Genomic DNA, 26,842 nt, shown 5'->3' with positions numbered 1-26,842 from the left:
ACTTACAAATCCTATACTAGAAAACACTAATATAGCATCAGAGGATGAAACATTTATGGAGTAATTTCCGTCAAAATCTGTTATTGTTCCTATTGATGTTCCTTTTAATATAACATTAACTCCTGGTATTGCCATATTATCGTCGGAACTAATAACGGTTCCGGTGATAGTTCTGTTTTGTATAGTTTGATTATTAATTGTATTGGCTCCATATATACGGGTATGTGTGCCTAGTAATAGAAAGCTTATAATCAATAATAAGTTTCCAAAACTCTTCAGATTTAACTGTCTTAGTTTTTTCATAAATTTTTAATGTTTATTGGTTTTATAAGACAATGTTAGAGAGAAATAGAGACTCTAGTGATGAGCTATGACCCTATAACTATAAATTATGATTCTTTTAACTATTATTAAGGTCAATAGATAATTAAAACGCCTTACGATTGAGGAAAACAAGTGGGGTTATGGATGGTATTATACAGAAATAGGTTGCCCATTTTTGTGTTAATTTACTTGTTCAAAATGTTTTTTTAGCCGTTTAGAAGGCAAAAACAAGTTTGAACTATGGTCTGTTCCTTTATATTTAAAATCTATTTTTTTTGATGCGGTTTACATTCTTGTGAACTAGACGATCTATTCTAATGGCGTTAAATAATCAAGACTAGATCGATATGTTTAGATGCTATGTTGATTTATGTACTGATTATCAATATGATAGAATGACTGTAGGTTCTAACGATGTTTTAATCCAATCAGCAGCTGTCACATTAGTATAGTGTTTGAGGAAATTCGAATTAAAGTGTAATCTAAATAAAAGTGAAGGTTTCTCAAGTTACAATGTTGTACTGTACTCTGTTTTTCTTGTGGTCTATAAAATCGCTTCGTGTTGTTTCTTGATAAAGTTAAACTTGTATCTGCTGAATCTGATTAATATTTTACATGTCCCTTGTGAAACAATGGAAAAGGGATTATATTTTATAGTTTTTGATTGATAATTTACATCTGCTGATTTTCTATCTTGCTAGATTGCATAAAAATGGATTGATTGAAATACTTAGATTTTTAAGTTCGCTATTACTTAAGAAATTCTATGTAGATCACGTTTAAATGTATAAAAATGTATATAATAAATATTATGAAAAGATTGTTTCTTTTAATGAGCATCGTATTAGTGATGGCTTCATGTGAATCGAAAAAAGAAGAAGTACCTGTTTTTAGTGCTTCAAAAATGTTAGATTTAAGTACTGCAAAAACCAAAGAAATATCTAAGGATTTAGTTAATTCCAACGCCTATTTAAGAAATATTCCTAAAGGGAAAAAGGAGTGGGAAGTTGTTGGAGTAAGAGATTGGTGTAGTGGTTTTTGGCCAGGAGTTTTATGGTATGCTTATGAGCATTCAGGTGATGAATTTTTAAGAAAAGAGGCTGAAAGGTTTACAGATCCTATTAGAGAAATTGCATTTACTCCTGCAGATAATCACGATATCGGATTTATGGTTTATTGTAGTTATGGAAATGGTTACAGACTTACGGGAAATGAAGATTATAAAAAAGTATTGCTTTCTGCCGCAGATACATTAGCAACACTTTACAATCCAAAAGTAGGTTCTATTTTATCTTGGCCAGGAATGGTTGAGAAATTTGGTCATAATACGATTATAGACAATATGATGAATTTGGAATTGCTTTTTTGGGCAGCTAAAAATGGTGGTAGTAATGAACTATATGATATTGCTGAAAGTCATGCTCAGGTGACAATGGATTATATTGTACGACCAGATAATGCTGTTTATCACGTCGCAGGGTTTGATGCAGAAACAGGTGAGTTTGTAAAGGGGTACACACATCAAGGATATGCTGATGAATCAATGTGGGCTCGTGGTCAAACTTGGGGTATTTATGGTTTTGCAATAGCATTCCGAGAAACGGGGAATAAAGAATTTCTTGATACTTCTATAAGGCTAGCAGATCATTTTTTAGACAGGTTGCCAGAAGATGGTATTCCTTATTGGGACTTTGATGATCCTAAGATTCCTAATGCTCCAAAAGATGCTTCAGCTTCTGGTGTTGCTGCATGTGGGTTGTTAGAATTGTCTGGTTTGGTTGAGGATAAAGATTTAAAAGAAAAGTATTTTAATGCTGCTAAAAAATCATTGGAGATTTTATCGACCAAAGAGTATTTTAGTGGAGATACAAATCAAGCACTTCTATTGCACTCAACAGGTCACTACCCTAATAATTCAGAGTTAGATATGCCAATAATCTATGCAGATTATTATTATATGGAGGCTTTATTGCGTTTGAAAAAATTAGAATCAAAAAACTCTGACTTAGCAGTAAAGTAAGTAGTTTTTAAATACAAGTGAATGATTAATGTTTCCAAATTTAATGAATTTAATTTCATGATTTGGAAGCGTTTTTTAGAATAATGTAGTTTATAACATGTTTTGAGAGCTAAGCCTTAAAACGATATTAAATAACAAATTATGAAAAAGATAGTTTTTATATTTATGTGTTTTATGATATTGTTCAATTCAAGTTGTAAACGTGGAACAAGTTCGACTGAGAAGGTTTATGAGGAGGAACAGGCTTCTGGTGATCAACGAATGGAATGGTTTAAGGATGCTAAATTTGGAATGTTTATTCACTGGGGGGTCTACTCTGGAGCTGGAGGTGAATGGAATGGAGAAACTAATCATGCAGAGTGGTTACAGTTTACAGCTAAAATTCCTTTGAAAGAATATACAGAATATGCTAAAACATTTAACCCCATTAAATTTAATGCTAAAGAATGGGTGTCTATTGCAAAAAATGCAGGTATGAAATACATTGTAGTTACAGCAAAACACCATGATGGTTTTGCAATGTATGATTCACAAACTAGCTCACATAATATTGTTAAAGGTTCTGCTTTTAAAAGAGACCCATTAAAAGAATTAGCAGAAGAATGTGAAAAGCAAGGACTGAAATTTTGTACTTATTACTCCTTGGGAAGAGATTGGGAAGATCCTGATTGCCCGACTGGATATGCAGGTAATATAGCTTGGAGGAGTAATTTGATTGATTACCCTATAGAGAAAAATAAAGTTTTACAACGGTATTTAGATAGGAAAGCAATACCTCAAATAAAAGAACTACTTACCAATTATGGTCCTTTGGGAATAATGTGGTTTGATACTTATGAATTGGTAAGCAAACAACAAGGGCAAAAAATAGTTGATATCATTAGAAAGTTACAACCGGAATGTATAATAAATAGTAGAGTAGGACCTTGTTTAGGTGATTATAAGGTTAATGAACAAGAAATCCCAGAGGGGAAATATATGAAACCCTGGGAAAGTTGTATGACAATGAATAACCATTGGGGCTATAATAAAGCTGATGATAATTGGAAAACAAATAAAAAACTAATTAGGCATCTAGTTGATATTACTAGCAAGGGTGGTAATTTCTTGCTTAATGTAGGGCCTACAGGTACAGGTGTTTTTCCAGAGCCTTCACTTGAAAGGCTAAAAGCGATGGGCAGTTGGTTAAAGGTAAATGGCGAGGCTATTTATGAAACACAATTTAGTCCTTTTGAAAAATTTAATTGGGGCAGGTGTACTATTAAAAAAGATAGTGAAAATACAATTTTGTATTTTTCTGTTTTTGATTGGCCAAAAGATGGTGAATTGTATATTCCCGAATTGAAGAATGAAGTGCTTCAATCTACTTTATTAGTAAATAATCAATTAATTAAAACTAGATCTTCAAATGAAGGGCTAATTATAAAGTTGCCAAAAACAGCCCCAGATCCAATAGCAAGTGTTATTAAAATTGTAATTGCGGGCAATATAGAATTAAGTAGTTTATAATATGTTTGAGAGCTGAGCCTTTAAGATATAAAATAGTTGCAGGTTAAATTTATAAAACAAAGAATTAAATATTTTACTTAACTTATTGTTATTCGGTTAATCAAAACGAATGTTTAAAGTATGAAACTACAAAACACACCTACTTTCGCAGATAGATTTTGTGAAATACTCACAAGAAAAGTAAAAGCTACATTTTTTAGTCAAAGATGTACAGTTATTAATTGGAATAGGATTTCAATAATTATAGGCAAAGACTATTCATGTAGCAAAAGAGCTGAACCTTCTTATGATGGTTTATTGTTTTCTAAAATAAAGAATTCTCTTTTTCTGATTTATATCGGATTTATATTCACCTGTGGAGCACAGAATTCCATATTAAATAATTTAAAAGAAGCACCAGTTAATGGTGGTTTACAGATGCAAGACTATTGGGTTTGGGGAAGTTCTGTAATTAAAGCTGATGATGGATTGTATCATATGTATGCTTCTAGATGGCCAAAAATGTTGCCTTTTCATCCAGGGTGGATGATTGCTTCTGAAATTGTTCATGCGACTTCAACTACTCCAGAGGGACCTTATCAATTTAAAGATGTTGCTTTAGGAAGTCGAGGTTCTCAATATTGGGATGGAAAATCCTGTCATAATCCAAAAATCGTAAAATATAAAGATACGTATATACTATACTATATGGGATCAACACATCCTTTTGAAGATGTTTCAGTAGGGAATATTAGTGAATTTGATTTATCCAGTAAATGGTGTATTACTTCAAGATGGAGAAAACGTATTGGCATCGCAACCTCCAAAAGTCCTAACGGTCCATGGAAAAGATCTGACTCGCCAATTTTAGATGTTAAACCAAATTCATATTATAGTTTTTTAATGTCTAATCCTTCTCCATTAATAAAAAAGGATGGATCCGTAGTATTGCTTTTTAAAGGTAGAAGTTATAAAGAAGATGGTGTACAACATAGTGGTATGAGTATTGGAGTTGCTATAGCTCCTTCGTTTGATGGACCATATGCTATAATTGATGATGAACCATTATTTTCGATGGAACGTTTTGGAGAGATTGAAGATCCGCATTTATGGAGTGATGATAACGGGTATCATATGATAGCAAAAGATCAACGAGGACTAATTACCGGAGGAAAAGGTGATGGACTTTTAGCTCATTCAGAGGATGGTATCAATTGGGTTATTGATGAAAACCCTAAAGCATACACTAAAAACGTAAAATGGAATGATGGAAAAACGGTCAAACAAGGTCAATTAGAACGTGCCTTTGTTCTTGTAGAAGAAGGAAAACCTACACATTTATTTTTTGCGACTATGGATGGACCTGGTGGATTTGGTAATGGAACAAAAACATGGAATATGGTTATTCCTTTAAAATAATTAACTAATTAAACTTATATAAAAAATGAACAAAAAAATAATATTATGGTCAATTACTGCGGCACTTGCAGGGTTTCTATTTGGATTTGATACGGTGGTTATTTCCGGAGCAGATCAAAAATTGCAAGAACTATGGGGGTCGTCTAATTCATTTCATGGTTTGGTGGTTATGGGATCTGCACTTTGGGGTACTGTAATAGGTGCTGTTTTTGGAGGATTTCCCACCAATAAATATGGTCGTAAAAACACCTTAATTATTATTGGGGTTTTATTTGCTGTTTCAGCTGTAGCTTCCGCATTTGCTAATGATCCATATATCTTTGCTATAGCAAGGTTTATTGGAGGTATTGGTGTTGGAGCTTCAACGATTGCTGCACCAGCCTATATATCAGAAATTGCACCAGCTAAAAATCGTGGACGTTTGGTCGCTTTATATCAATTTAATATTGTGTTTGGTATTCTTATCGCTTATATGTCTAATTACCTTTTAAGTGGTTTAGGTGAAAACTCATGGAGATGGATGGTAGGAGTCGAAGCAATACCTGCAGTATTGTATATCTTATTCACATTGAAAGTTCCTAAAAGTCCTAGATGGTTGTTGTCACAATCTAGAGGTAAAGAAGCTAGAGAAGTTTTGAAAATGATAAACCCAAATATAGATATTGAAGAACAAGTAAAAGAAATTGAAAGTCATTCAGATTCGAACGACAAATCAGAAACTATATTTATTAAAAAGTATAGGTTTCCTTTAACGTTAGCCTTTTTAATTGCTTTCTTTAATCAGTTTTCGGGCATAAATGCTTTTTTATACTACGCTCCTCGTATTTTTAAAGAGGCTGGTTTAGAAGAGAGTACTGCCTTATTAAGTAGTATTGGAATTGGTGTTACAAATCTTGTTTTTACACTTTTCGGAGTATTTCTAATTGATAAATTGGGAAGAAAAACATTGATGTATTTTGGCTCAGTAGGATATATTATTTCTTTAAGTTTGGTTTCTGCGGCCTTTTTCAATGAATGGACAGGAATGGCAGTGCCAATTTTCTTATTCTTGTTTATTGCATCGCATGCGATTGGACAAGGTGCTGTTATATGGGTGTTTATTTCTGAAATTTTCCCAAATCACTTAAGAGCTTCAGGGCAATCTTTTGGAAGTTCAACACATTGGATTCTTGCAGCTATTATTCCATCTTCAATTCCATTTTTATTTAAACACCCTATGATTGGTGCTGGTGTTGTTTTTATGGTTTTTGCTGGTATGATGGTGCTTCAGTTGCTGTTTGTCGCATTTATGATGCCGGAAACAAAAGGAAAAACATTAGAAGAGTTAGAGGATATTATATTAAAGAAATAATGAGATATGAAAAGGAATAATTTTGTTTATTATTTTCTTGTAGTTATAGGTTTTACAAGTTCTGTGTTTGCCTCAAAGGTTGATACTCTTGTTGTTTATAGCAAGGCAATGAATAAGGAAATTAAAAATGTGGTGATTACCCCAGATTCTTATTTAAATAAAGAGAGTTTATTTCCAGTAGTTTATTTACTTCACGGTGCCGGAGGAGATTATTCATCTTGGATGAATAAAGCACCCGATATTAAAAAATATGCTGATGATTATAATGTTATAATTGTCTGCCCAGACGGAGAGAAAACGAGTTGGTATTTTGACAGTCCAATAGATGCTTCAATGCAGTATGAAACATATATATCAGAAGAATTGGTTTCTGCCGTAGACACTTCATATAAAACAATAGCGACTTCTAAAAATAGAGCTATTACGGGGTATAGTATGGGGGGACATGGTGCTTTGTATTTAGCATTTAAACATCTTGATATTTGGGGAGCTGCAGCAAGTATGAGTGGTGGTGTAGATATTCGTCCTTTTCCTTTGCGTTGGAATATATCTAAACGATTAGGGGAGTATGCTAATAATCTTGAAGTTTGGGAAAATAATACTGTAATTAATTTGCTGTATTTGTTAAATGGTGAAAATTTACATTTTCTTTTTGACTGTGGAGTTGATGATTTTTTTTATGATGCCAATGTTAGACTTCATAACAAGTTGTTAGAACGAAACATCCCACATGATTATATAGAACGCCCTGGCGGACATACAAATAAATATTGGAAGAATTCAATAAAATATCAAATGCTGTTTTTTAGCAATTATTTTAAGAACACTAATAATTAAACAAGGATGAATTTTAAAACAATTAATTATTTTTTTCTTATCGTTTTTATGGTAAGTTTTTCTTGCAAAACAAAGAAATATTCTAAAATAAAAGTAGGGGAAAATCAACAAGAAATTGTAGGTCAGCCGAATATTATAGTGCTATTATGTGATGATTTAGGCTATGGTGATTTAGCGTCTTTTGGACACCCAATTATTGAGACTAAGAATTTAGATAAGTTAGCTGCTACAGGTATAAGATTCACTAACTTTTATTCGGCGGCACCAGTATGTTCTCCTTCTCGTGTTGGTTTGTTAACAGGTAGAAGTCCCAATCGGGCAGGCGTATACGATTTTATTCCAGGACTTAAAAAAAGTGAAGACAATAGAGATTTAGTACATCTTCAGGCTTATGAAGAAACCATTCCTGCATTGTTAAAATCAGTTGGTTATGCTACGTGTTTGGTAGGGAAATGGCATTGCAGTTCAAGATTTAATTCTGATAAACAACCACAACCAAACGACTTTGGGTTTGATCATTGGATGGCAACACATAATAATGTCTCACCAAGTCATCAAAATCCGACTAATTTTGTGCGTAATGGTCAGGAAGTAGGAGAAATTATTGGATTTAGTAGTCAGATTATTATTGATGAAGCTATTAATTGGTTAGATAAGAAAGAGAATACGAAACCATTTTTTCTAGAAGTTAATTTTCATGAACCTCATGAACCAATTGCTTCTCCAGAAGAATTGGTTGCCAAATATTTACCGAAGGCAGAAAACAGAGAACAGGCAGAATATTTTGCGAATGTTGAAAATGTTGATCTTGCTGTTGGCCGTTTAATGGAGTATTTACAAAAGAATCATAATAAAAACACCCTGGTGATTTTCACTTCAGACAATGGTCCAGAAACTTTTATGAGATATAATAGAGCAAAAAAATCATATGGATCTCCTGGAGATTTAAAAGGAATGAAATTATGGACAAACGAGGCAGGGTTTAGAGTGCCTGGTATTATAAAATGGATTGGTAAAGATAGCTATAGAGGGACATCTGATAACGTGATTTCATCATTAGATTTTTTACCTACGTTTTGTGAATTGGCAGGAGCAGAGTTGCCAAAAATAGATTTAGATGGAGAGTCTTTTGTTTCCATATTTGAATCAGGAAATTTTGAAAGAACTAAACCTTTATTGTGGAGTTTTTATGATGCTCTTAATGATCAAGTTGTGGCAATGCGGGACGGGGATTGGAAAATTTTATGTCGATTAAAAAATAATGGAGAATATTTACCTAAGATCCATAATTTGTATGATGGAAATGAGGCTTTAGTGAAAGATGCTGAACTTACAGATTTTGTATTATATAATTTAAAAAATGATTTAGGTGAAACGCAAGAAGTATCTGAAAAATATCCAGAGGAATTTAAAAAAATGAAAATACTTCTAAATTCAGAATACGCAAAATTATTAGCGGATAGTCATATATGGAAACGTACTCAAAAATTTTCTAAAAAATAATGTTGAATAAATCTCTATCGAATCGTGTTGCTTATCTGTTTTCGTCAAATATTGAGATGCCTAATAAGCTGCCTGTTGTAGACAAATACAAAAAAGAGAATGATGTTTTAATTAATAATTCAACTTTAATAAATGGTCTTCGGCTCGTTAAAAATAGACATGAAATAGTTGAATTTATTCTGCTTAAAATCACTTGTCAATAAATAAAATATATAATAAATATGACGGTTTTTAATAATTTTAAAATAAAAGTTGGGTTAGGGGTTTTTCTTATTTCTGTACTTATTTTATCATGTAATAATACTCAAACTATTGTGGTGAAATCACCTGATGGGAATAAAGTATTTAAACTTTTGTCTACTCCAGAAAATAAAATTAAGTTTTCAATTCAATATCACGATAGAGTAGTGTTATTGCCTTCAACGTTAGAGCTTATTTCTAATGAAATTGATTTATCTAATACTTTATCTGTACTGAAAGTAGAAAGGGAAAGCACTGATACTATATGGGAGTCTAATTTTAGCGAATTAAGTAGTATTCCGGATCATTATAATCAACTTAAAGTTTTTTTTAAACAGGGAGAAACAACGTTTAATATTATTTGTAGAGCTTATAATGAAGGAATCGCTTTTTCTTATGAATTCCCCGAACAAAACATTCAAGAAATTGCATTAGATGAACAAATACATTATAATTTCACAGAAGATTATAAAGTTTGGTCAACACCAAAACGAGAAAAAGGTGTTTTAACAGCACAAGGTGAGTATAATGAAATTCCATTAACACAATTAGAGGAAGGTTGTGAAAGGCCTTTGTTAATTGATATGGGTGCCAGTTTAAAAGTTGCGTTAGCAGAAGCAAAGTTAGTTGATTATGCTCGATTAAGTTTTAAAAAAGGGACATCTTCTGAGTTTAGTATCTTATCAAGTCTTGATGGGAAAATGGAAGTTCAAAAACAAGACAAAATTACTGGTGCTATCGTTTCAGAAAGAATTAATGAGGGGAATAAAGTGGATAAAAAATTACCTTTTCAATCGCCATGGAGGGTTGTTATGATGGCAGAAAATGAAGGTGATTTACTTCAAAATAATTATATCATCCAAAATTTAAATGACCCATCAGAAATTAAAGATGAATCTTGGATTGTACCAGGAAAGGCGTTAAGAGAAACTACTTTAACTACAAAAGGAGGGTTAGCTGCAATAGATTTTGTCTCAGGTAGTAACATGCAATATGTATTATTTGATGCAGGTTGGTATGGTAATGAAATGGATAATGCATCTGATGCAACAACTGTAACTTTAGACCCAAAACGGTCCAAAGGTCCTTTTGATATTGAAGCTATTTGTAACTATGCTAAAGAAAAAAATATAGGTGTTATATTATATGTAAACCGTCGTGCATTAGAAAAACAATTAGATGAGGTGTTGCCATTGTTTAAAAAGTGGGGTGTAGCTGGAATTAAATTTGGTTTTGTACGTGTAGGTGATCAAGACGCTACAGCTTGGTTACATGAAGCTATAAAAAAAGCAGCTGAATATCATTTAATTATAGATGTTCATGATGAATATAGGCCAACAGGTTTTTCAAGAACGTACCCGAATTTTTTAACGCAAGAAGGTATACGTGGAGACGAAGCAACTGTTTCTAATGAGCATACTTTAATTAGCATGTTTACTAGAATGTTAGCTGGAGCAGCAGATAATACCGTATGTTATTATAATAGAAGAGTAAATGCCATGGGTTCTCATGCTTCTCAAATGGCAAAAACGGTTTGTCTTTTTAGTCCTCTTCAGTTTTTGTATTGGTATGATAAACCCGCTGATTCTCCCGAAAAACTAGATGGTTTATGGGGGGATACCAAACATATTGGGTTCGAACCAGAGTTAGAGTTTTTTGAAGCCGTGCCTACTACCTGGGATGAAACAAAAGTATTATATGCAAAAATAGGACAACTAGGAGTTATTGCTAGAAGAAAAGGTGATGACTGGTTTATTGGAGGCATAAATGGTAAAAAACCGAATTTAGTAGATCTTGAATTCTCTTTTTTACAAGATAATAGTGAGTATCAAGCAAAAATATATTCAGATGATGCGTCTATAAATACAAGAACTCATGTGAGAATTGAAGAAATGAAAATGACAAAAGAGTCAAAACTACAATTATTGGTGAAAAGCAATAATGGTTTTGTCATACAGATAATTAAAATTAAGAATTAAATAAATATATAAATAATGCATATAAAAACTTCAAAAATACTGTCGACTCTAATATTTATTGGATTGGTTTCTTGTCAAACCTCAAAAAAAGATAACGCAGAGAATAAGGAGTTGCCAAAGCGACCAAATATTATTTTTATGATGTCTGATGATCACGCATATCAAGCTATTAGTGCATATAGTGATCATTTAATAGAAACACCTAATATTGATCGTCTAGCCGATGAAGGCATCCTATTTACAAATGCTTGTGTGTCAAATTCTATATGTGCGCCATCAAGAGCTACAATACTTACAGGTAAACACTGTCATATACATGGTAAGGTGGATAATGTTTTTCCTTTTGACGAATCGCAAATGACATTTCCTCAATTGTTACAAAAAGCAGGATATCAAACTGCGATGTTTGGAAAATTGCATTTTGGAAATAACCCTAAAGGCATTGACGAGTTTAAAATTCTTCCTGGGCAAGGTCAATATTATAATCCCGATTTTAATACCAATAACGGTAAAATTACTGTTGAAGGTTATGTAACTGATATTATCATGGATATGACTATAAATTGGTTAGAAAATGATAGAAATAAAGACGAGCCATTTATGTTGTTTTCTATGCAAAAAGCTCCTCACAGAGAATGGTTACCAGCACCGCGTCATTTTAAGGAATACACAAAGAAAACATTTATAGAGCCTGAAACGTTGTTTGATACGTATGAAGGACGTGGAACAGCAGCTAAAACAGCTGAAATGAATCTATTAACACATATGAATTGGGCTGGGGATTCTAAACTCTATCCTAAAATGATGGCTGAACTTGGAATAAAAGATGTTTCGGGTTGGGATATTGATGCTTTCCATAGAGAAGTAGGGCGTATGAACCCTGAGCAAAGAGCTGTTTGGGATTCGGTATATACACCTTTGATGGAAGACTTTAAAGAAAAGTATCCTAAGATGAATAAAAAAGAATTGATGAAATGGCGTTACCAACGTTATATGCAAGATTATTTAGGTTGTATTGCATCGGTTGATGAAAATGTAGGTAGATTATTAGATTATTTAGATAAGACAAAATTAGCAGAAAATACAATTATCATTTATACTTCTGATCAAGGGTTTTACTTGGGAGAACATGGTTGGTTTGATAAGCGTTTTGTATATGATGAATCATTTAAAACACCCTTGTTAATTCGTTGGCCAAATGTTATTAAAGCTGGAATAACCAATACTGAAATGGTTCAAAACCTTGACTTTGCACAAACAATATTGGAAATCGCTGGTGTTGATGCTCCAAAAGATATGCAAGGGGAAAGCTTACTTCCGTTATTAATTGGAAATGATGAGGAGTGGACTAGAGATGCTGTGTATTATCATTACTATGAGTATCCTGGTATTCACATGGTAAAAAGACATTATGCAATTATTACTCAGGATTATAAATTGATACATTTTTATTACGATATAGATGAGTGGGAACTCTACGATCGTAAAAACGACTTAAATGAAATGACTAATGTTATTGATGATCCAGCGTACGCAGATATCGTTGTTCAATTAAAAGAGCAGTTAGCCGATTTGCGTAAACAATATGGTGATAGCTCAGAGTTAGATCAAGAGATCCTTAGAAAGTACCTTGAAGCGCAAGCGAATCCAAATATTGAAACGGTTCCTCTTCATTAAAATTGTATACGAATTCAAACAAAAATAAGTTTTTTACATTATGAAATTTATACCAATAGTAACTTTAATTCTTTCCTTAATGCTTAATAGCATTTCTGTTTTTGCTCAAGAATTAGGTGAGCATCCTCGTTTATTCACTAATAAACAAGACAGAACAGAGCTATTAAATAAAATTAAAAACGAAGATTGGGCAAAAGCATCTTGGGATGTTTTGTTGTCTGAAATAGATTCTTATGTAGATCGCCATGTGAACAATCCTGATTGGATAGTTTCAAGATTGGCTATGTATTGGAAAAAAGGAGAGCATTATACACAGTGTTACATAAAAAAACAAAACTGGGATTACGGTAAAGGAAATGCGCCAATACCTACAGTGCGTTTACCTGGTATGCGTATTTGGAACGATTATTTAAATGTTCCTTTAGAGGATAGACTTCCTTACAACGAAACTGGAGATATGTTTGGAATCAGTCGTTCTAGCAGAGATAAAACACCTATTTTAATTCCGTATAAAGAAACAGGACATATGATTGCTAAGAATAATACAGAGATATTAAAGTTAGCAGAAAAGGCTGCTTTTGCATATTATATTACTCAAGAAGAAAAATACGCAAAGTTTTCAGCGGATATTATGTGGACATGGTTATTGGGAACTTATTATATGGAACCACCATTGGATCCAAAAGAATCAGCTGGTGGGCCTGGTGGTTATGAGCCAGGAGGAATTTTGGGTTATTATGATTATGAAGTAATCCATGATAATAGACAAATACCTATGGCGATAACCTACGATTTTTTGTTTGATTATTTGAATAAGAATCCACATGAACACTTAGAGCTCATTAATAAAAAGTTAGTAGATGTAGCAGGAATCGTATTTAAACGTTTTATTGAAATAGGACTGGTAAGAGGAGGGAAAAATGGGAATTGGAATGTAAATCGCTATAAAAACATATTGGGAAGTATGCTTGTTTTAGAGTCCAATAATTTTTATGATGATGGGAAAGGACGAGAGTATTTCATTCCTTATTATACAGAAAAATCGGGAGAACATTATGCCGGTTTACCAGAAATTATGGGGAATTATAATAAAACAACAGGTTTATGGCCAGAATCTCCTGGTTATGCGTCAGGAATGATACCTTTTGTTTTAGATATGGGGATTAAGCTGTACAAGGTTGGAATAAATACTCTAAAAGGAAATTCGATTATTCGCAAAGCAGCTATGGCAAATTTAGGTTGGTTAGACGCTCGTGGGAACTTGGTGGTTTTTGGTGATATGAGAGGGGGTCCAGCAAATATGTCTTCGTTTGAATCTTTATTAACGTATTCAACATGGGAAGGAGATACAGAAACGGCAATAAAAATGGCTACTGTTATTCGTAAAAATATTGCCTCTGGACATTATGATAGAAATAGTTCAAATTGGCAAGGGATTGTATTTAACCAAGTTTTACCAGAGTCGGGAAGTGATTTGCCATTTCATAAAACAGCCTATTCTCCATTTCATAGACATATTATTATGAAAAATGGTAATGATGATAACAATGGTTTAATGTTTACATTGTATGGTGGCAAATATAAATCTCATTTGGGTAAAAATGGATTGGCAATGCAATTTTATGGTAAAGGATGGTCTTTGGCACCTGATGCTTCAGCTTATGAATCCTATTGGTCCTCTGATGCGGGTTATCACAGAGGGATTACAGGGTCAAATACAATTATTCCCGGTTATCAAAATGGGGATATTACCATCAATGCAATGGACCCATATGTTGATACGACAGCAGGATTTTATAATAAATCAGAAACTTCAGAAAATATTTCTTTTACAGATGTATCTGCCGATGAAAAAAGACGTTTAGTAGCCATGGTTCGTACTTCTGAAACTACAGGGTATTATGTAGATGTTTTTAGATCTGACCAGTTAGATAACGATTATATCCATCATAATTTGGGGAATTCAGTAACGCTTAATAGTGGAGCTAACGAATCTTTGAAAATAATTGCAGTTGATGATTTAGGTACAAAATACAATAAAAATTATTCGTTTTTTAAAAATCAAAAAAAGATAATCCATACGGATGATTTTAATGCTACTTGGGTTATTAATACCGTATCTCCTGCCTTGCATGTAAATATGTGGATGATGGGTCAAGATAACAGGGAATTGTACCTTGTAGATGCACCTCCAACAACACTTCGAAGTGATGTTACACCAGGACAGGTAAATAAAAGCCCTGAGTCGACTCCTACATTAATTGTTCGTCAGAATAATATCAATGGAAAAGAACATCCTTTTGTTGCCGTTTTCGAATCTTATGAAACCGATGAAAAGTCGATTCAAGAAATTTCTAAAATTCAAACTTCAAAGAACTTTGTAAGTATTTCTGTAAAGTCAAAAAACAGCAAGCAATTTATATGCAATGCAATTGATGATAAAGTGTACAAACCAACAAAAGGATTGAAGTTTCAAGGGGTATTCGGAATTACTTCAGAAAAAAACAATCAATTTCAGTATTTGTATTTGGGAAAAGGAAAATTATTACAAAAAGGAAAATTTAAAATTGAAGCTGTAAAAGAAACGATTACTGCGGAATTAAAATTTGAAGAGGGTGCATATTATTATTCTTCTGATAACCCAGTTTTAATTTCCATAGGAAAAGGAAAAGCAAAAGAATATCCAGCAGGTTATCATATTGAAATTAAATAGAATAAACTTTTTGAAATTTAGGTTATTTCAAAAGCTAGATTTGTAACCTAATTGAAAAACAATATTAATACAAAAAATAAATAATTATGTTTTATAGACTTCTCATTTTTTATTTTTTAATGGTGCCTAGAGTTTTTTTTTCACAAATCGAATCGCATCCCCGAATTTATACAACCAATCAGGATAAAGAAGCCTTTTTACAGACACTTGAAGAAGTTGAATGGAAAAATGAATTAGTTGATAGAAAAAAAGAAAATTTAGAAAAGTATTTAGAATTTGTTGAAAAAGATTCGGAATGGTTGGTTTCTAGATTACAGATGAATTGGAAAACAAAACACGATAAAGTGTTTTTAAAAGGAGGTAAATTTTCGCATTCTGAAGGAAGTGCTCCAGTGCCTACCGTTCGATATTCTGGAACTAGGGATTGGGCAACGGATTATAAACGACCTAGATTAGAAAATGTAGAACCGTATTTTGATGATCCAAGAGGATTGTATTTAGAGCATAAAAAAACAGGTAGAAAAGAATGGATTCACCCTTCAAAGGCGGGTTTTGCCATTGAAAAATTGAACGAACAAATAATGAGACTTGTAGAAGATGCTGCCTTTTTATATTGGTTAACAGGGGATTCTAAATATGCAGAATTTGCCTCTCCAGTATTTTTTAAATACATAGATGGGATGCATTACAGAGATGCTCCCATTGATTTAAAGAACTCAAACCAGCAATATATTTCTGGACTTGCTACTTTTGAAGTAATACATGAAGGTATTTTACTTCAATTAGTGTCAACTTATGATTTTTTATTCAATTATTTCAAATCCAATCAGTATAGTTTAGATAATTCCGTTGCTGTTTTTCAAAAATGGGGAGATCAAATTATTAAAAATGGAATTCCAGATAATAACTGGAATCTTTTTCAAGCACGATTTTTAACCTATGTAGCATTAGTTTTAGAGAATAATGAAAATTATAAAAACGGGAAAGGACAAGAGTATTTTTTGGATCATACATTTAATATTTCTACAGATAGGCAAATTTCAATAAAAGAATCCCTTTTGGTTTACGACCAAGAAACTGCAATGTGGCCAGAATGTGCTTCCTATTCGGTGCATGTAATCACGACTCTTTTAAATATTATAACCTTACTTGATCAAGCTACGAATAATAATGAGTTTTTAAATTATCCTATTATTGAAAAGGCCGTATTGGCTTCATTCCAATATTTGTTTCCTAGTGGATATATGGTTGGTTTTGGAGATTCACACCATAATATGATTTCTCCAGAAAATTTTGAACTGCTTATAGCGAATTATAGAAAGTATAATTTAGTAGAAAAAGAGGCTTTGATATCAGGATTGCTATCTCAAATAATTGATGACGAATTATATGAAAGAAAAGCGAAAGGCTATTTCGAATTGTTTTTTTATGTTGATAAATTAAATGCTTATTCTGATAAGCATAAGAATGTGAGTATAGAAAGTTTTACGACACCAACATTTTATGCACCCAATGTGAGCATGTTAAATCAGCGAATGGGAGAAGGCGATAATGCCATAATGGTTTCTACAGTTGGGTCTTTTGGAAATCATGCACATGCCAATGGTATTTCGTTAGAATTGTTTGCTAATAATTATGTATTAGGGCCAGATATGGGTAGAGGATCTAGTTATTGGCACCCGGATCACAGAGAGTTTTACTCTAGGTTTCCCGCTCATAATACGGTAATTGTAGATGGTAAATCTGATTATTCTGCAATGAGAACTTATTATCCTTTTAAATTGGATAATGTATTTCCAAAGTCAGGTAAAAAACCATCTTTCGATAAAATCACGTTTTCTAAAGTGTCGTTTGTAGAGCCTAAAACGATTTCTAATCAGCAGCGATTTACGGCTATAATTAAAACTAAAAATAAAGCATCATACGTAGTAGATGTATTTAGATCCAAAAAACAAAAAGAGGGGATTCAAAGTCATGAATATTTTTATCATAATTTAGGGCAGTCTTTAGATGTTATTGATGAAAATAACAAGAAAATTCAATTTGAACCAACGACAGATTTAAATTCTAAAAACGGAAGATTAAAAGGTTATGATTATTTGACGGATAAATTTAAGGCAGAGTCTTCCAACGATTTAAAGGCTGTTTTTAAGTTGAAAACTGATGATAATCCAGATAATATTATGAAACTTTGGGTAAAAGGAAGTCCAAATCAAACAATATATAAGGTCAATTTACCAACGTCAAATGCCATAGAAAAAGGGACTGCTCCCATAGAAATTCTAAATGAGCTTATGCCAACGTTGGTTTTGAAAAGAGAAAATTCTGCTTGGGAAAATCCATTTGTGGTCGTTTTTAATCCGTATATTGAAGGAGGCATTAATCCAATTAAAACGGTTACTTATTCATCTTTAAAAGAGTATCCAACTACTCAAATAATAGATGTAGAATTAAATGACGACAATGCAAAAGATAGGATTACAGTCAATGCTTCAGAAAATGATATTGCATTAGGTAATTCATTCTATCAAAAAGGATTGCTTTCAATTATACGTGAGTCAAAAGGTACAGAAGAGATAGATTTGCTGTTTCTATCAGGTATGACAAAGTTTGAATATAAAGGATGGGATATTGTGTCTTCAGGAGAACCTTTTTCGTTTTCATTAGAAAAAACAGAGGAAGGATTTTTAATTAGTAATGATAATCCAATTACTATTAATATGCCGATTTCCAAAACAGATAAAAATATAGAGATTCAGATATTTGAAAACGGTAAAATAGTCAAAAGAAAGGGAACCACGAATAGAAATAATCCAGCGCAAATTGTGTTTAAATTATCTAAACCTTATGATAAAATGTTAATATTAAAATAAGAAGTATTATGAAGATAAAAAAAATAATATATCTAGCTATATTTTTTGTTGTAGCCTATGGTTATAGCCAAAAAGACAAGGAAATTGTCGATGAATTTACAGATGAACTAATTTATAAAATAGTACAAGGGGATACTTTAAAACTTCAAATTTACAATCCGAAAAATTTTGATAAAAATAAAGAATACCCAACAATGGTTTTCTATTTTGGAGGCGGTTGGAATGGTGGAAGTATATATCAGTTTAAAGACCAAGCTCTTTATTTTTCTTCTAGAGGCATGATAACAGTTTTGGTAGATTATCGAGTGAAAAACAAACATAAAACAACACCGTTTGAAGCTGTTAAAGACGCAAAATCTGCAATGAGATACCTAAGGGGGCATGCAAAGGAATTAAATATTGATAAAAATAAAATGGTTGCTGCAGGAGGTTCTGCAGGTGGGCATTTAGCGGCGGCAACTACTATGTTAGAGGGTTTAAATGAAGCTACGGATGATTTGTCTATAAGTTCAAAAGCCTGTGCACTTGTACTGTATAATCCTGTAATTGACAATAGTGAAAAGGGTTATGGTTATGATAGGATTGGAGATCGTTATTTAGAGTTTTCTCCCATGCATAATATAAAAAAAGGAACGCCTCCAACAATATTTTTCTTAGGTGGTATAGATAAATTAATACCTGTTTCTACGGCTTATGAATATAAAAAAAGAATGGAAGCACTAGGAAGTAGGTGTGATGTTTTTATTTATGAAGGACAATCTCACGGGTTTTTTAATAAAGGAAAACAAGATGCTGACAGGTGTTATATTGAAACAACTCGAGAAGCAGATTTGTTTTTGATTTCAATCGATATTTTAAAAGGAAAACCAACTATATAACTATTTTTAAATGAAAATAATATTTACACTTTTCTTGCCTTTAATCGTTTTGATATCTTGCTTGTCAAAAAACGATTCTATTGATATATATGTTTCTAAAGTATTAGAGACAAAGAGTGATGGTACAAAGGAATTTCCTTTTGGGAATTTAGCTGCTGCATTAGATAGAGTATCTGAAATAAAATTAAGACAACCAGATGAAAAGATCATAATACACTTATTGCCAGGTACATATTATTTATCCAAACCAATCGAATTAAATGCTTCTTTAAGCGGAATAACCATTAAAGGATCAAAATCGTCAGAAGTAAGTATCAAAGGGTCTGTTTCTTTGGAAGTAGATTGGAAGAAATATAAAAAGGAGATATACGTAACTAATGTAGATAAAGGTTTAGATTTTGATCAGTTTATCATTGACGGGAAGGCACAAATTTTAGCAAGATACCCTAACTATAATGAAGAAGGTCATTACTGGCAAGGGTACGCTGCTGATGTTATTTCAAAAGAACGAATAGCTTCATGGGAAAATCCAGAAGGTGCTTATTTTCATGCTTTACATGGAGGAAGATGGGGCGGTTTTCATTATCAAATTACGGGAGTAAATAAAGATGGAACACCAATTTTAAAAGGAGGTCATCAAAACAACAGAGATTCTAGACCACACAAAGAATATCGTATGGTTGAAAATGTATTTGAGGAGTTAGACAGTCCAGGTGAATGGTATTTTGATGCTAAGAATGATAAATTATATTATTGGCCAGCTAAAGGAGTGTCTCTTAAAACAGGAGAATTTGAAGTGTCCGTACTAAAAGAACTAATTCAGGTTGTTGGAACGCTTGATGATCCAGTTAAAAATGTAACCATTAGTGGAATTACGTTTGAAAATACCAAACGAACTTTTATGGAAGAGTTTGAACCATTGTTACGTAGTGATTGGACCATTTATAGAGGAAGTGCTATTTTCTTTGAAGGCACAGAGGATTGTATTGTTTCTAATAACGAATTCACCAATTTAGGAGGTAATGTAATCATGGCGAGCAAGTATAATAAAGGCCTAAAGATTGTAGGAAATCATATTCACGAATGTGGGGCAAGTGCTATTTCTTTTATAGGAGATCCATCTGCGGTTCGTTCACCTTCATTTAATTACAGGAAATTTGTATTGTTAGCTGATATGGATACGATTGCTGGTCCTAAAAATGAATTGTATCCAAGAGGATGTTTGGTTGAAGACAACCTTATTTATCGTATTGGCAGAATCGAAAAGCAATCTGCTGGTGTTCAGATTTCCATGTCTATGGATATTACTGTAAATCACAATAGTATATATGACGTACCTCGTGCTGGAATAAATATTGGAGATGGAACTTGGGGAGGTCATATTTTAGAAAATAATGATGTTTTTAATACCGTCTTGGAAACCAGCGATCATGGGTCATTTAACTCTTGGGGAAGAGACCGGTTTTGGCATCCTAATAGGAAATACATGGATAGTATAACAACTGCTAATCCAGAAATGCCAAAATGGGATGCTATAAAAACAACAATTATTAGGAATAATAGATTTCGTTGCGATCATGGCTGGGATATAGATTTAGATGATGGGTCGTCAAACTATCATATATATAATAATCTATGTCTTAATAGCGGTATCAAATTAAGAGAAGGGTTTCAAAGAGTCGTAGAAAATAATATTATGGTGAATAATTCTTTACATCCACATGTTTGGTTTGCTAAAAGTGAAGATGTCTTTAAGAATAATATTATACAAAAAACCTATCAAGATGTAGGGTTGTTAGGATGGGGAAAAGACTTGGACTATAACTTGTTTCCAAATGAAGAAGCGATGATGAAACCACAGATGTACGATAGGGATATCCATAGTTCTTTTGGGGATCCTTTATTTAAAGATCCTAAAAATTTAGATTTTAGTGTTTTAGATAATTCACCAGCTTTAGCAATTGGTTTTGTCAATTTTCCTATGAATCAATTTGGTGTTTTAAAACCTGAATTAAAGGCTTTGGCTAAAACTCCTGAAGTTCCAGTATTGAAAGATGTTTCAAAAACTAATGGGAAAAAAGGAAATTATACCATTGCTTGGTTGAGAAATACATTAAAAAGTGTTGAGTCTGAACAAGAGCAATCAGCATATGGATTGAATTCTGCAGAAGGGGTTATTGTATTGAGAACTTGGAAACATAGTCCTGCTGTTCAGAATAATGGTATAAAAATAGGAGATGTAATTATTGAAGTAAATGGAGAAAAACTGGAAAATATAAAAGATTTTTTTACCGTATTAAAAAATAATAAGACTCTTAATACGATAGATATTATTGTAATGCGTAACCAATCAGAATTACCTATTAATATCAGATTTAAATAATTGTTAATATTAAAAACGGAACTTTGAACATGAAAACAAATAAAAAGACTATAACGTTTAGTTTAATGCTGATTATGTTATTTGTATTTAAGCTTACAAGTGCTCAAAAGGCAAGTATGATTTATACAACCGAAACGGAGCGATGGGTGAATTCCAAAAAATCGGTTAAGATTATAGAGTCTAGTGCTGAAGCTGATATTACTGTATATATGGATAGTCTTTTACAGGTTGTTGATGGTTTTGGAGGGTCTTTTAATGAGTTAGGTTATACTGCTTTGCAAGTCTTGCCTAAAAAGGAAATGGAAAAAGTAATGGAAGCATTATTTTCTAAAGATGGATGTGATTTTACAATGTGTCGCTTACCTCTTGGAGCAAGTGATTATGCCTTAAGTTATTATTCAAGTAATGATGTTCCGGAAGATTTTGTGATGCGCGATTTTAATATTGATAGAGATCGTTTTATTCTTATTCCATATATTAAACAAGCATTAAAAATTCAACCAAATCTAAAACTGTGGGCTTCTCCTTGGTCTCCTCCTGCTTGGATGAAAGTAAACGAACATTATTCTGCACGTAGTGGAGACTGGAATGGTCGTGCTGAAGGAAATAGAATGACTCCTGGTGCCGAAATATTTAACAATGCTACAGGTTTTAAAATGCAGGAAAGATATTTGAAAGCCTACGCTTTGTATTTCTCTAAATTTGTACAACAATATAAAGAAGCGGGTGTGCCTTTGTGGGCTATTATGCCTCAAAATGAAGTTGCATATGCTCCTAATTGGCCAGCATGTACGTGGAGACCCGAGGATATGGCTTATTTTATTGGGAAGTTTCTTGGTCCAAAGTTTGAGGAGGATAAACTTTTAACTGAAATTTGGCTAGGTACGATTAATGCAGGGAATCCTGATTATGTTAGAACTATATTGGATGATGAAAATGCTTCGAAATACCTAAGTGGAGTAGGTTTTCAATGGGGTGGATCTAAATCTGTTCCTTCAATAAGCAAAGAATATCCGTCATATAAATTTATGCAAACTGAAAATAAATGTGGAGAACAAGAGAACGATTGGTCATCATTACAGGTCTCTTGGAATACCTTGCTTCATTACACAAATAATGGATGTGGATCTTATATGTATTGGAATATGATTTTAGATGAAACAGGAAAAAGTTCTTGGGGATGGCCTCAGAATTCCATGATCGTTATTGATAAAAAGTCAAAAGAAGTTACTTATACAGATGAATTCTATCTTTTTAAACATTTGTCACATTTTGTGAAGCCTGGAGATCATTTATTAAAATCTACTGAAGGGAAAAATCATTTAGCATATAAATCTAAAGACGGGAGCACTGTGTTATTAGTAAATAACCCTGACAAAGAAAATAAAACAATAACCATTAAAATAGGTAATAAGATAGTCTCAGCTAAGCTAAAAGCTACTTCAATCAATACCATTATAGTTTCTAAATAAATAAATAAATACATGAATATGAGAAAATTAAGTATGAGATTAACAATTGTCCGTTTTTTAATGGTCCTTTTTACATTAGGAGTTGTATTTCAAGGGAATAGTCAATCAAAGAAAAATAGTAAAAACCTTTCCGATGATGAACGTATGGAATGGTGGAGAGAATCTAAATTTGGAATGTTTATTCATTGGGGAGCATATTCTATTATAGGTGGTGAACGTGGAACTAAAATAGCTGGAGGTGGTGCTGAATGGGCCATGGACAAGTTAGATTATACGATTGAAGACTATGAAAAATTTCCTGAAATGTTTAACCCAGTATTGTTTGATGCAGATGCATGGGTATCCATGGCTAAAGATGCAGGGATGAAGTATATTGTGATTACTGCTAAACATCACGAAGGTTTTGGGTTGTGGGATTCTAAAGTTTCAGACTATGATGTAATGGATACTTCTCCATTTAAGAGAGATATTATCAAAGAATTATCAAAGGCTTGTAAAAAACAAGGAATTAAATTTTGTTTTTACTACTCTATTGTAGATTGGCATCATCCACAAGCTCAAGGAAATTTATACCCAAACTATAACATTGCACAACATGATGATCCAACGGTTGTAAATCCTGAGTTTCCAGAGTATTATGAGAATTACATGAAACCTCAGGTTGGCGAATTGTTGAAAAACTATGGTGATGTTGGTGTAGTTTGGTTTGATGGAGATTGGATTCCAGATTATACTACAGAAATGGGGAAAGACCTTTATAACTATATTCGCGAGATTCAACCAAACACTATTGTGAATAATAGAGTTGATAAAGGTAGAGACGGAATGGAAGGAATGGATGTGGAAGGAGAGTTTGCAGGAGATTTTGGTACTCCAGAACAAGAAATTCCAGATACAGGAATTGATTCTGATTGGGAAGCATGTATGACTATGAACGGTTCTTGGGGGTACAAGCCGTCTGATAACAATTGGAAAAGTAATGAAGATTTAATCCGAAATTTAGTAGATATTGTTTCTAAAGGAGGTAACTTTTTGTTAAATATAGGACCAGATGGTTTCGGAAGATTTCCTTCTGAAAGTATTAGACGTTTAAAAGCTATGGGAGAATGGACTAAAAAAAATGGAGAAGCTATTTATGGCACTTCCTCAAGTCCTTATGAAAAGCCAAAATGGGGACGTTATACTAAAAAAGACAATGTAATTTATGCACACGTTTTTGAATGGCCAGAAAACGGAATACTAATGCTTAATAAAGATATTAAGGTGAAAAAAGCTTCATTGTTAACAGATCCTAAGTCTGATTTAAATGCAACTGCAACATCTAAAGGGGTAATATTGGAAGTGCCAATGTTGGCACCAGATTCTACTGTTACTGTTGTGAAAATAGAGTTGTCTGAAAAATAGAATATTTAGAGAGCTCTTAAAAGTCTTTATAAATCATGGGTTACGGAAGTTGTACCATGATTTAAAACATAAGTCATTTAAAAAAATAACATTGTAGTAGCATTTCACGCTATCCGCAATGTTATTTTTTTTGTCTTATAAATAATTTACATCTTCCTTTTAAAGTTAAGAAATGCGAAATGTACTAGTGAATTGTAGTTTTTTAGAGGTAGTAACAAATAATAGAAGAATAAATTAAAAAGAATATAAAATGAAAATATTTAAGAAATTGATGCTATTAGCGATACTTGTAATTTTAAATATAAGTCCCTTTTTTGCTCAGAAAAATATGGAAGTTGAAAAACTTTTAGCTAATGAAAGTCCTAAAGAAATACGAGCATGGACGAAAGAAAATAGAGAAGCTATTTATGGAACTTTTGAAAGTTCATTTGAAAAACCAAATTGGGGACATTATACAGAAAAGCAAGGTGTTGTTTATGCACATGTGTTTGATTGGCCAAAAGATGGAAAGCTGATTGTTGATAGAGAAATGAAAGTAAGAATAGCTTACTTATACTATGGAAAAGAAAAATTAAAAACACATTTAATAGATGGAAATTTAACTATTTTCTTACCTATAGTAGCACCCGATCCTATTGCTACGGTTATAAAAATTGTATTAACGCCTAAAGAAGATTGGGCGAATTTAAATCGTTATAGAATGGCAAATTCTAAATTAAAAGCTCCAACTAAAAAAGAAAAAAGAATTGTGTTTATTGGTAATTCAATCACAGATAATTGGACAAGAGATCATGGAGTGTTTTTTGAATCTAACCCGACATATGTAAATAGAGGAATTAGTGGTCAAACTTCAGCTCAAATGTTGTTGAGGTTTAGACCAGATGTAATTGAGTTAAAACCAAAGGTGGTGGTGATTTCTGCAGGTACAAACGATATAGCAGGTAATAGAGGATCCATACCTATTGAACGTATTGCTGGAAATATATTTTCTATGGTAGAGTTGGCTAAGGAAAATAATATTAAAGTAGTTTTGGCATCTGTCCTACCAGCGATTCGTTATTCTTGGAGTCCTTCTATTGAACCAGCTGATAAAATCATTGAATTAAATAAGCTGATCAAAGCTTATGCTAAAGACAATAGGGTTGTTTATCTAGATTATTATACGCCATTGGTAAATGAAAATAAAGGGTTGAAAAAAAAATTAGGAAGAGATACCGTGCATCCTAACGTAGAAGGTTATGAAGTTATGGAGCCTTTAGTTGAAAACGCTATTAAAAGGGCCTTAAAGAGTAAATAATAAAAACTTAGTTTTTTACAAAGGTCAAGAGTATATGAAAATAATTCATCTATTCTTGGTCTTTTTATTTAAGAATATAAATTGAAGACCGTTGCATAATGCTCTTTTCAGTTTTAGATTTCAATTTTGACTTTTTAAATCTAAAATTTATATTTTTTTTCTTATTTTCATTAGTTATGTTAGTTATGGATCTATTTTTTGGTTCATTTTCCTTTAGTTTTTAGAATTAGTGGCAATTATCCTTGGACTTCTATGTAAATTGTAACAAATAGCTTCGATCAGATTTTGAGTATGCATTTTTTCCATACCTCTGTATTTTGCAATTCCACCTTTAAACCATAACTTTATTCCTCCAAAAGTTCGCTCCACTTTAAACCTTGTTTTGCCAATTAATTTATTTTTCCCATTTTGTCAATGATTTATTTTTAACAGCTTTTTTAAGAATGTGATTCTTTAAATTTCGACCTTTTAAAAGTGTTGCGTTTTTCTTTGATTGATATCCTTTATCCGCTTTTAAAGGAATGTCTTTTGGTAGCTTTACCGTGACTGTATTTAAAACATCTTCTAAATTAGATATCTCATTCTTAACTTGCAGTTGTGGTTAATACTCCAAGAACCAAGCCTTGTTGATCGGTTACATGATGTTCCTTAAAACCAAAATGATATTTCCCTCTCTTTCTTAACCAAGTACCGTCTTTATCAACACTAGGGGCATAGTCTTTAGTGATGGTAACCTCTTGGTCTGAACGGTCTTCTGTTACTTTGTGAATTGTTTTTCCTTTTGGTCGCAAGGGTATCAATGACACTTGCATCTACAATGAGTCCTTTTTTAACTATAATGTTGTGACTCTCTAACTGAGAATTTATAACTGAAAATAATTTTTCATAGGTTTTAGTTTTTGTCAATGCCGTTCTAAACCTACTCAATGTACTGTGGTCTGGTGCTACCTGTTCTATTGTCATTCCACAGAAATAGCTGAATGA

At 32.5% G+C, this 26,842-nt stretch carries 18 protein-coding genes; 15 read left to right on the top strand and 3 right to left on the bottom strand.

All coding sequences use genetic code 11. The annotated features are described in order from the left end of the window. The coding region (locus V5787_RS05400) for a carboxypeptidase-like regulatory domain-containing protein (RefSeq protein WP_336892245.1) at positions 1–303 on the bottom strand (303 nt) is incomplete at its 3' end. An 832-nt stretch (positions 304–1,135) separates the two neighbouring features. Between V5787_RS05400 and V5787_RS05395 the strand changes: the two genes are divergently transcribed. The 15 genes from V5787_RS05395 (at position 1,136) to V5787_RS05325 (ending at position 25,858) form a co-directional block, all read left to right on the top strand. Next, entirely contained in the window at positions 1,136–2,344 is a 1,209-nt protein-coding gene (locus V5787_RS05395) for a glycoside hydrolase family 88 protein (protein WP_336892244.1), read from the top strand. Positions 2,345–2,485: 141 nt separating this feature from the next. Next, a complete protein-coding gene (locus V5787_RS05390) occupies positions 2,486–3,853 on the top strand; it encodes an alpha-L-fucosidase (protein ID WP_336892243.1) in 1,368 nt (455 codons plus the stop codon). 120 nt (positions 3,854–3,973) lie between these two features. Continuing rightward, positions 3,974–5,251 carry a glycoside hydrolase family protein gene (locus tag V5787_RS05385; RefSeq protein WP_336892242.1) on the top strand — a complete coding sequence of 426 codons (1,278 nt, stop codon included), beginning with the start codon at positions 3,974–3,976 and terminating at the stop codon, positions 5,249–5,251. A gap of 25 nt (positions 5,252–5,276) precedes the next feature. Beyond that, positions 5,277–6,602 (top strand): sugar porter family MFS transporter, encoded by a 1,326-nt coding sequence (locus V5787_RS05380; RefSeq protein WP_336892241.1) that lies wholly within the window; start codon positions 5,277–5,279, stop codon positions 6,600–6,602. Between the two features lie 6 nt (positions 6,603–6,608). Then, the gene (locus V5787_RS05375; RefSeq protein WP_336892240.1) at positions 6,609–7,439 is read left to right on the top strand and encodes an alpha/beta hydrolase family protein; all 831 of its coding nucleotides are present in this window, start codon (positions 6,609–6,611) and stop codon (positions 7,437–7,439) included. Positions 7,440–7,445: 6 nt separating this feature from the next. Continuing rightward, the gene (locus V5787_RS05370; protein ID WP_336892239.1) at positions 7,446–8,942 is read left to right on the top strand and encodes a sulfatase-like hydrolase/transferase; all 1,497 of its coding nucleotides are present in this window, start codon (positions 7,446–7,448) and stop codon (positions 8,940–8,942) included. A gap of 221 nt (positions 8,943–9,163) precedes the next feature. Continuing rightward, a complete protein-coding gene (locus V5787_RS05365) occupies positions 9,164–11,161 on the top strand; it encodes a glycoside hydrolase family 97 N-terminal domain-containing protein (RefSeq protein WP_336892238.1) in 1,998 nt (665 codons plus the stop codon). A 15-nt stretch (positions 11,162–11,176) separates the two neighbouring features. After that, positions 11,177–12,838, top strand: a complete 1,662-nt coding sequence (locus V5787_RS05360; RefSeq protein WP_336892237.1) for a sulfatase — start codon at positions 11,177–11,179, stop codon at positions 12,836–12,838. Between the two features lie 40 nt (positions 12,839–12,878). Next, entirely contained in the window at positions 12,879–15,551 is a 2,673-nt protein-coding gene (locus V5787_RS05355; protein ID WP_336892236.1) for a hypothetical protein, read from the top strand. A gap of 86 nt (positions 15,552–15,637) precedes the next feature. Next, on the top strand, positions 15,638–18,424 hold the full coding sequence (locus V5787_RS05350; RefSeq protein WP_336892235.1) for a heparinase II/III family protein: 2,787 nt from the start codon (positions 15,638–15,640) through the stop codon (positions 18,422–18,424). Between the two features lie 8 nt (positions 18,425–18,432). Continuing rightward, positions 18,433–19,302, top strand: a complete 870-nt coding sequence (locus tag V5787_RS05345; RefSeq protein ID WP_336892234.1) for an alpha/beta hydrolase — start codon at positions 18,433–18,435, stop codon at positions 19,300–19,302. Between the two features lie 10 nt (positions 19,303–19,312). Further along, positions 19,313–21,685 (top strand): PDZ domain-containing protein, encoded by a 2,373-nt coding sequence (locus V5787_RS05340; protein ID WP_336892233.1) that lies wholly within the window; start codon positions 19,313–19,315, stop codon positions 21,683–21,685. Between the two features lie 29 nt (positions 21,686–21,714). Continuing rightward, positions 21,715–23,157 (top strand): glycoside hydrolase family 30 beta sandwich domain-containing protein, encoded by a 1,443-nt coding sequence (locus tag V5787_RS05335; protein WP_336892232.1) that lies wholly within the window; start codon positions 21,715–21,717, stop codon positions 23,155–23,157. A gap of 18 nt (positions 23,158–23,175) precedes the next feature. Further along, positions 23,176–24,561 carry an alpha-L-fucosidase gene (locus V5787_RS05330; protein WP_336892231.1) on the top strand — a complete coding sequence of 462 codons (1,386 nt, stop codon included), beginning with the start codon at positions 23,176–23,178 and terminating at the stop codon, positions 24,559–24,561. Positions 24,562–24,811: 250 nt separating this feature from the next. After that, positions 24,812–25,858, top strand: coding sequence for a GDSL-type esterase/lipase family protein (locus tag V5787_RS05325; RefSeq protein ID WP_336892230.1), 1,047 nt, complete (start codon positions 24,812–24,814; stop codon positions 25,856–25,858). Between the two features lie 213 nt (positions 25,859–26,071). On the opposite strand, the gene V5787_RS05320 is transcribed toward V5787_RS05325, so the two are convergent. Both V5787_RS05320 and V5787_RS05315 read right to left on the bottom strand, forming a co-directional pair. Further along, the gene (locus V5787_RS05320; protein WP_336892229.1) at positions 26,072–26,227 is read right to left on the bottom strand and encodes a hypothetical protein; all 156 of its coding nucleotides are present in this window, start codon (positions 26,225–26,227) and stop codon (positions 26,072–26,074) included. 215 nt (positions 26,228–26,442) lie between these two features. Next, positions 26,443–26,670, bottom strand: a complete 228-nt coding sequence (locus tag V5787_RS05315) for a hypothetical protein (protein ID WP_336892228.1) — start codon at positions 26,668–26,670, stop codon at positions 26,443–26,445. Positions 26,671–26,842: the final 172 nt, after the last annotated feature.

The organism is Flavicella sp. (assembly GCF_037132785.1).
Lineage (GTDB): Bacteria > Bacteroidota > Bacteroidia > Flavobacteriales > Flavobacteriaceae > Flavicella.
Note: the sequence above shows the minus strand (reverse complement) of the source record. Positions and strands in the feature narration are given on the sequence as shown.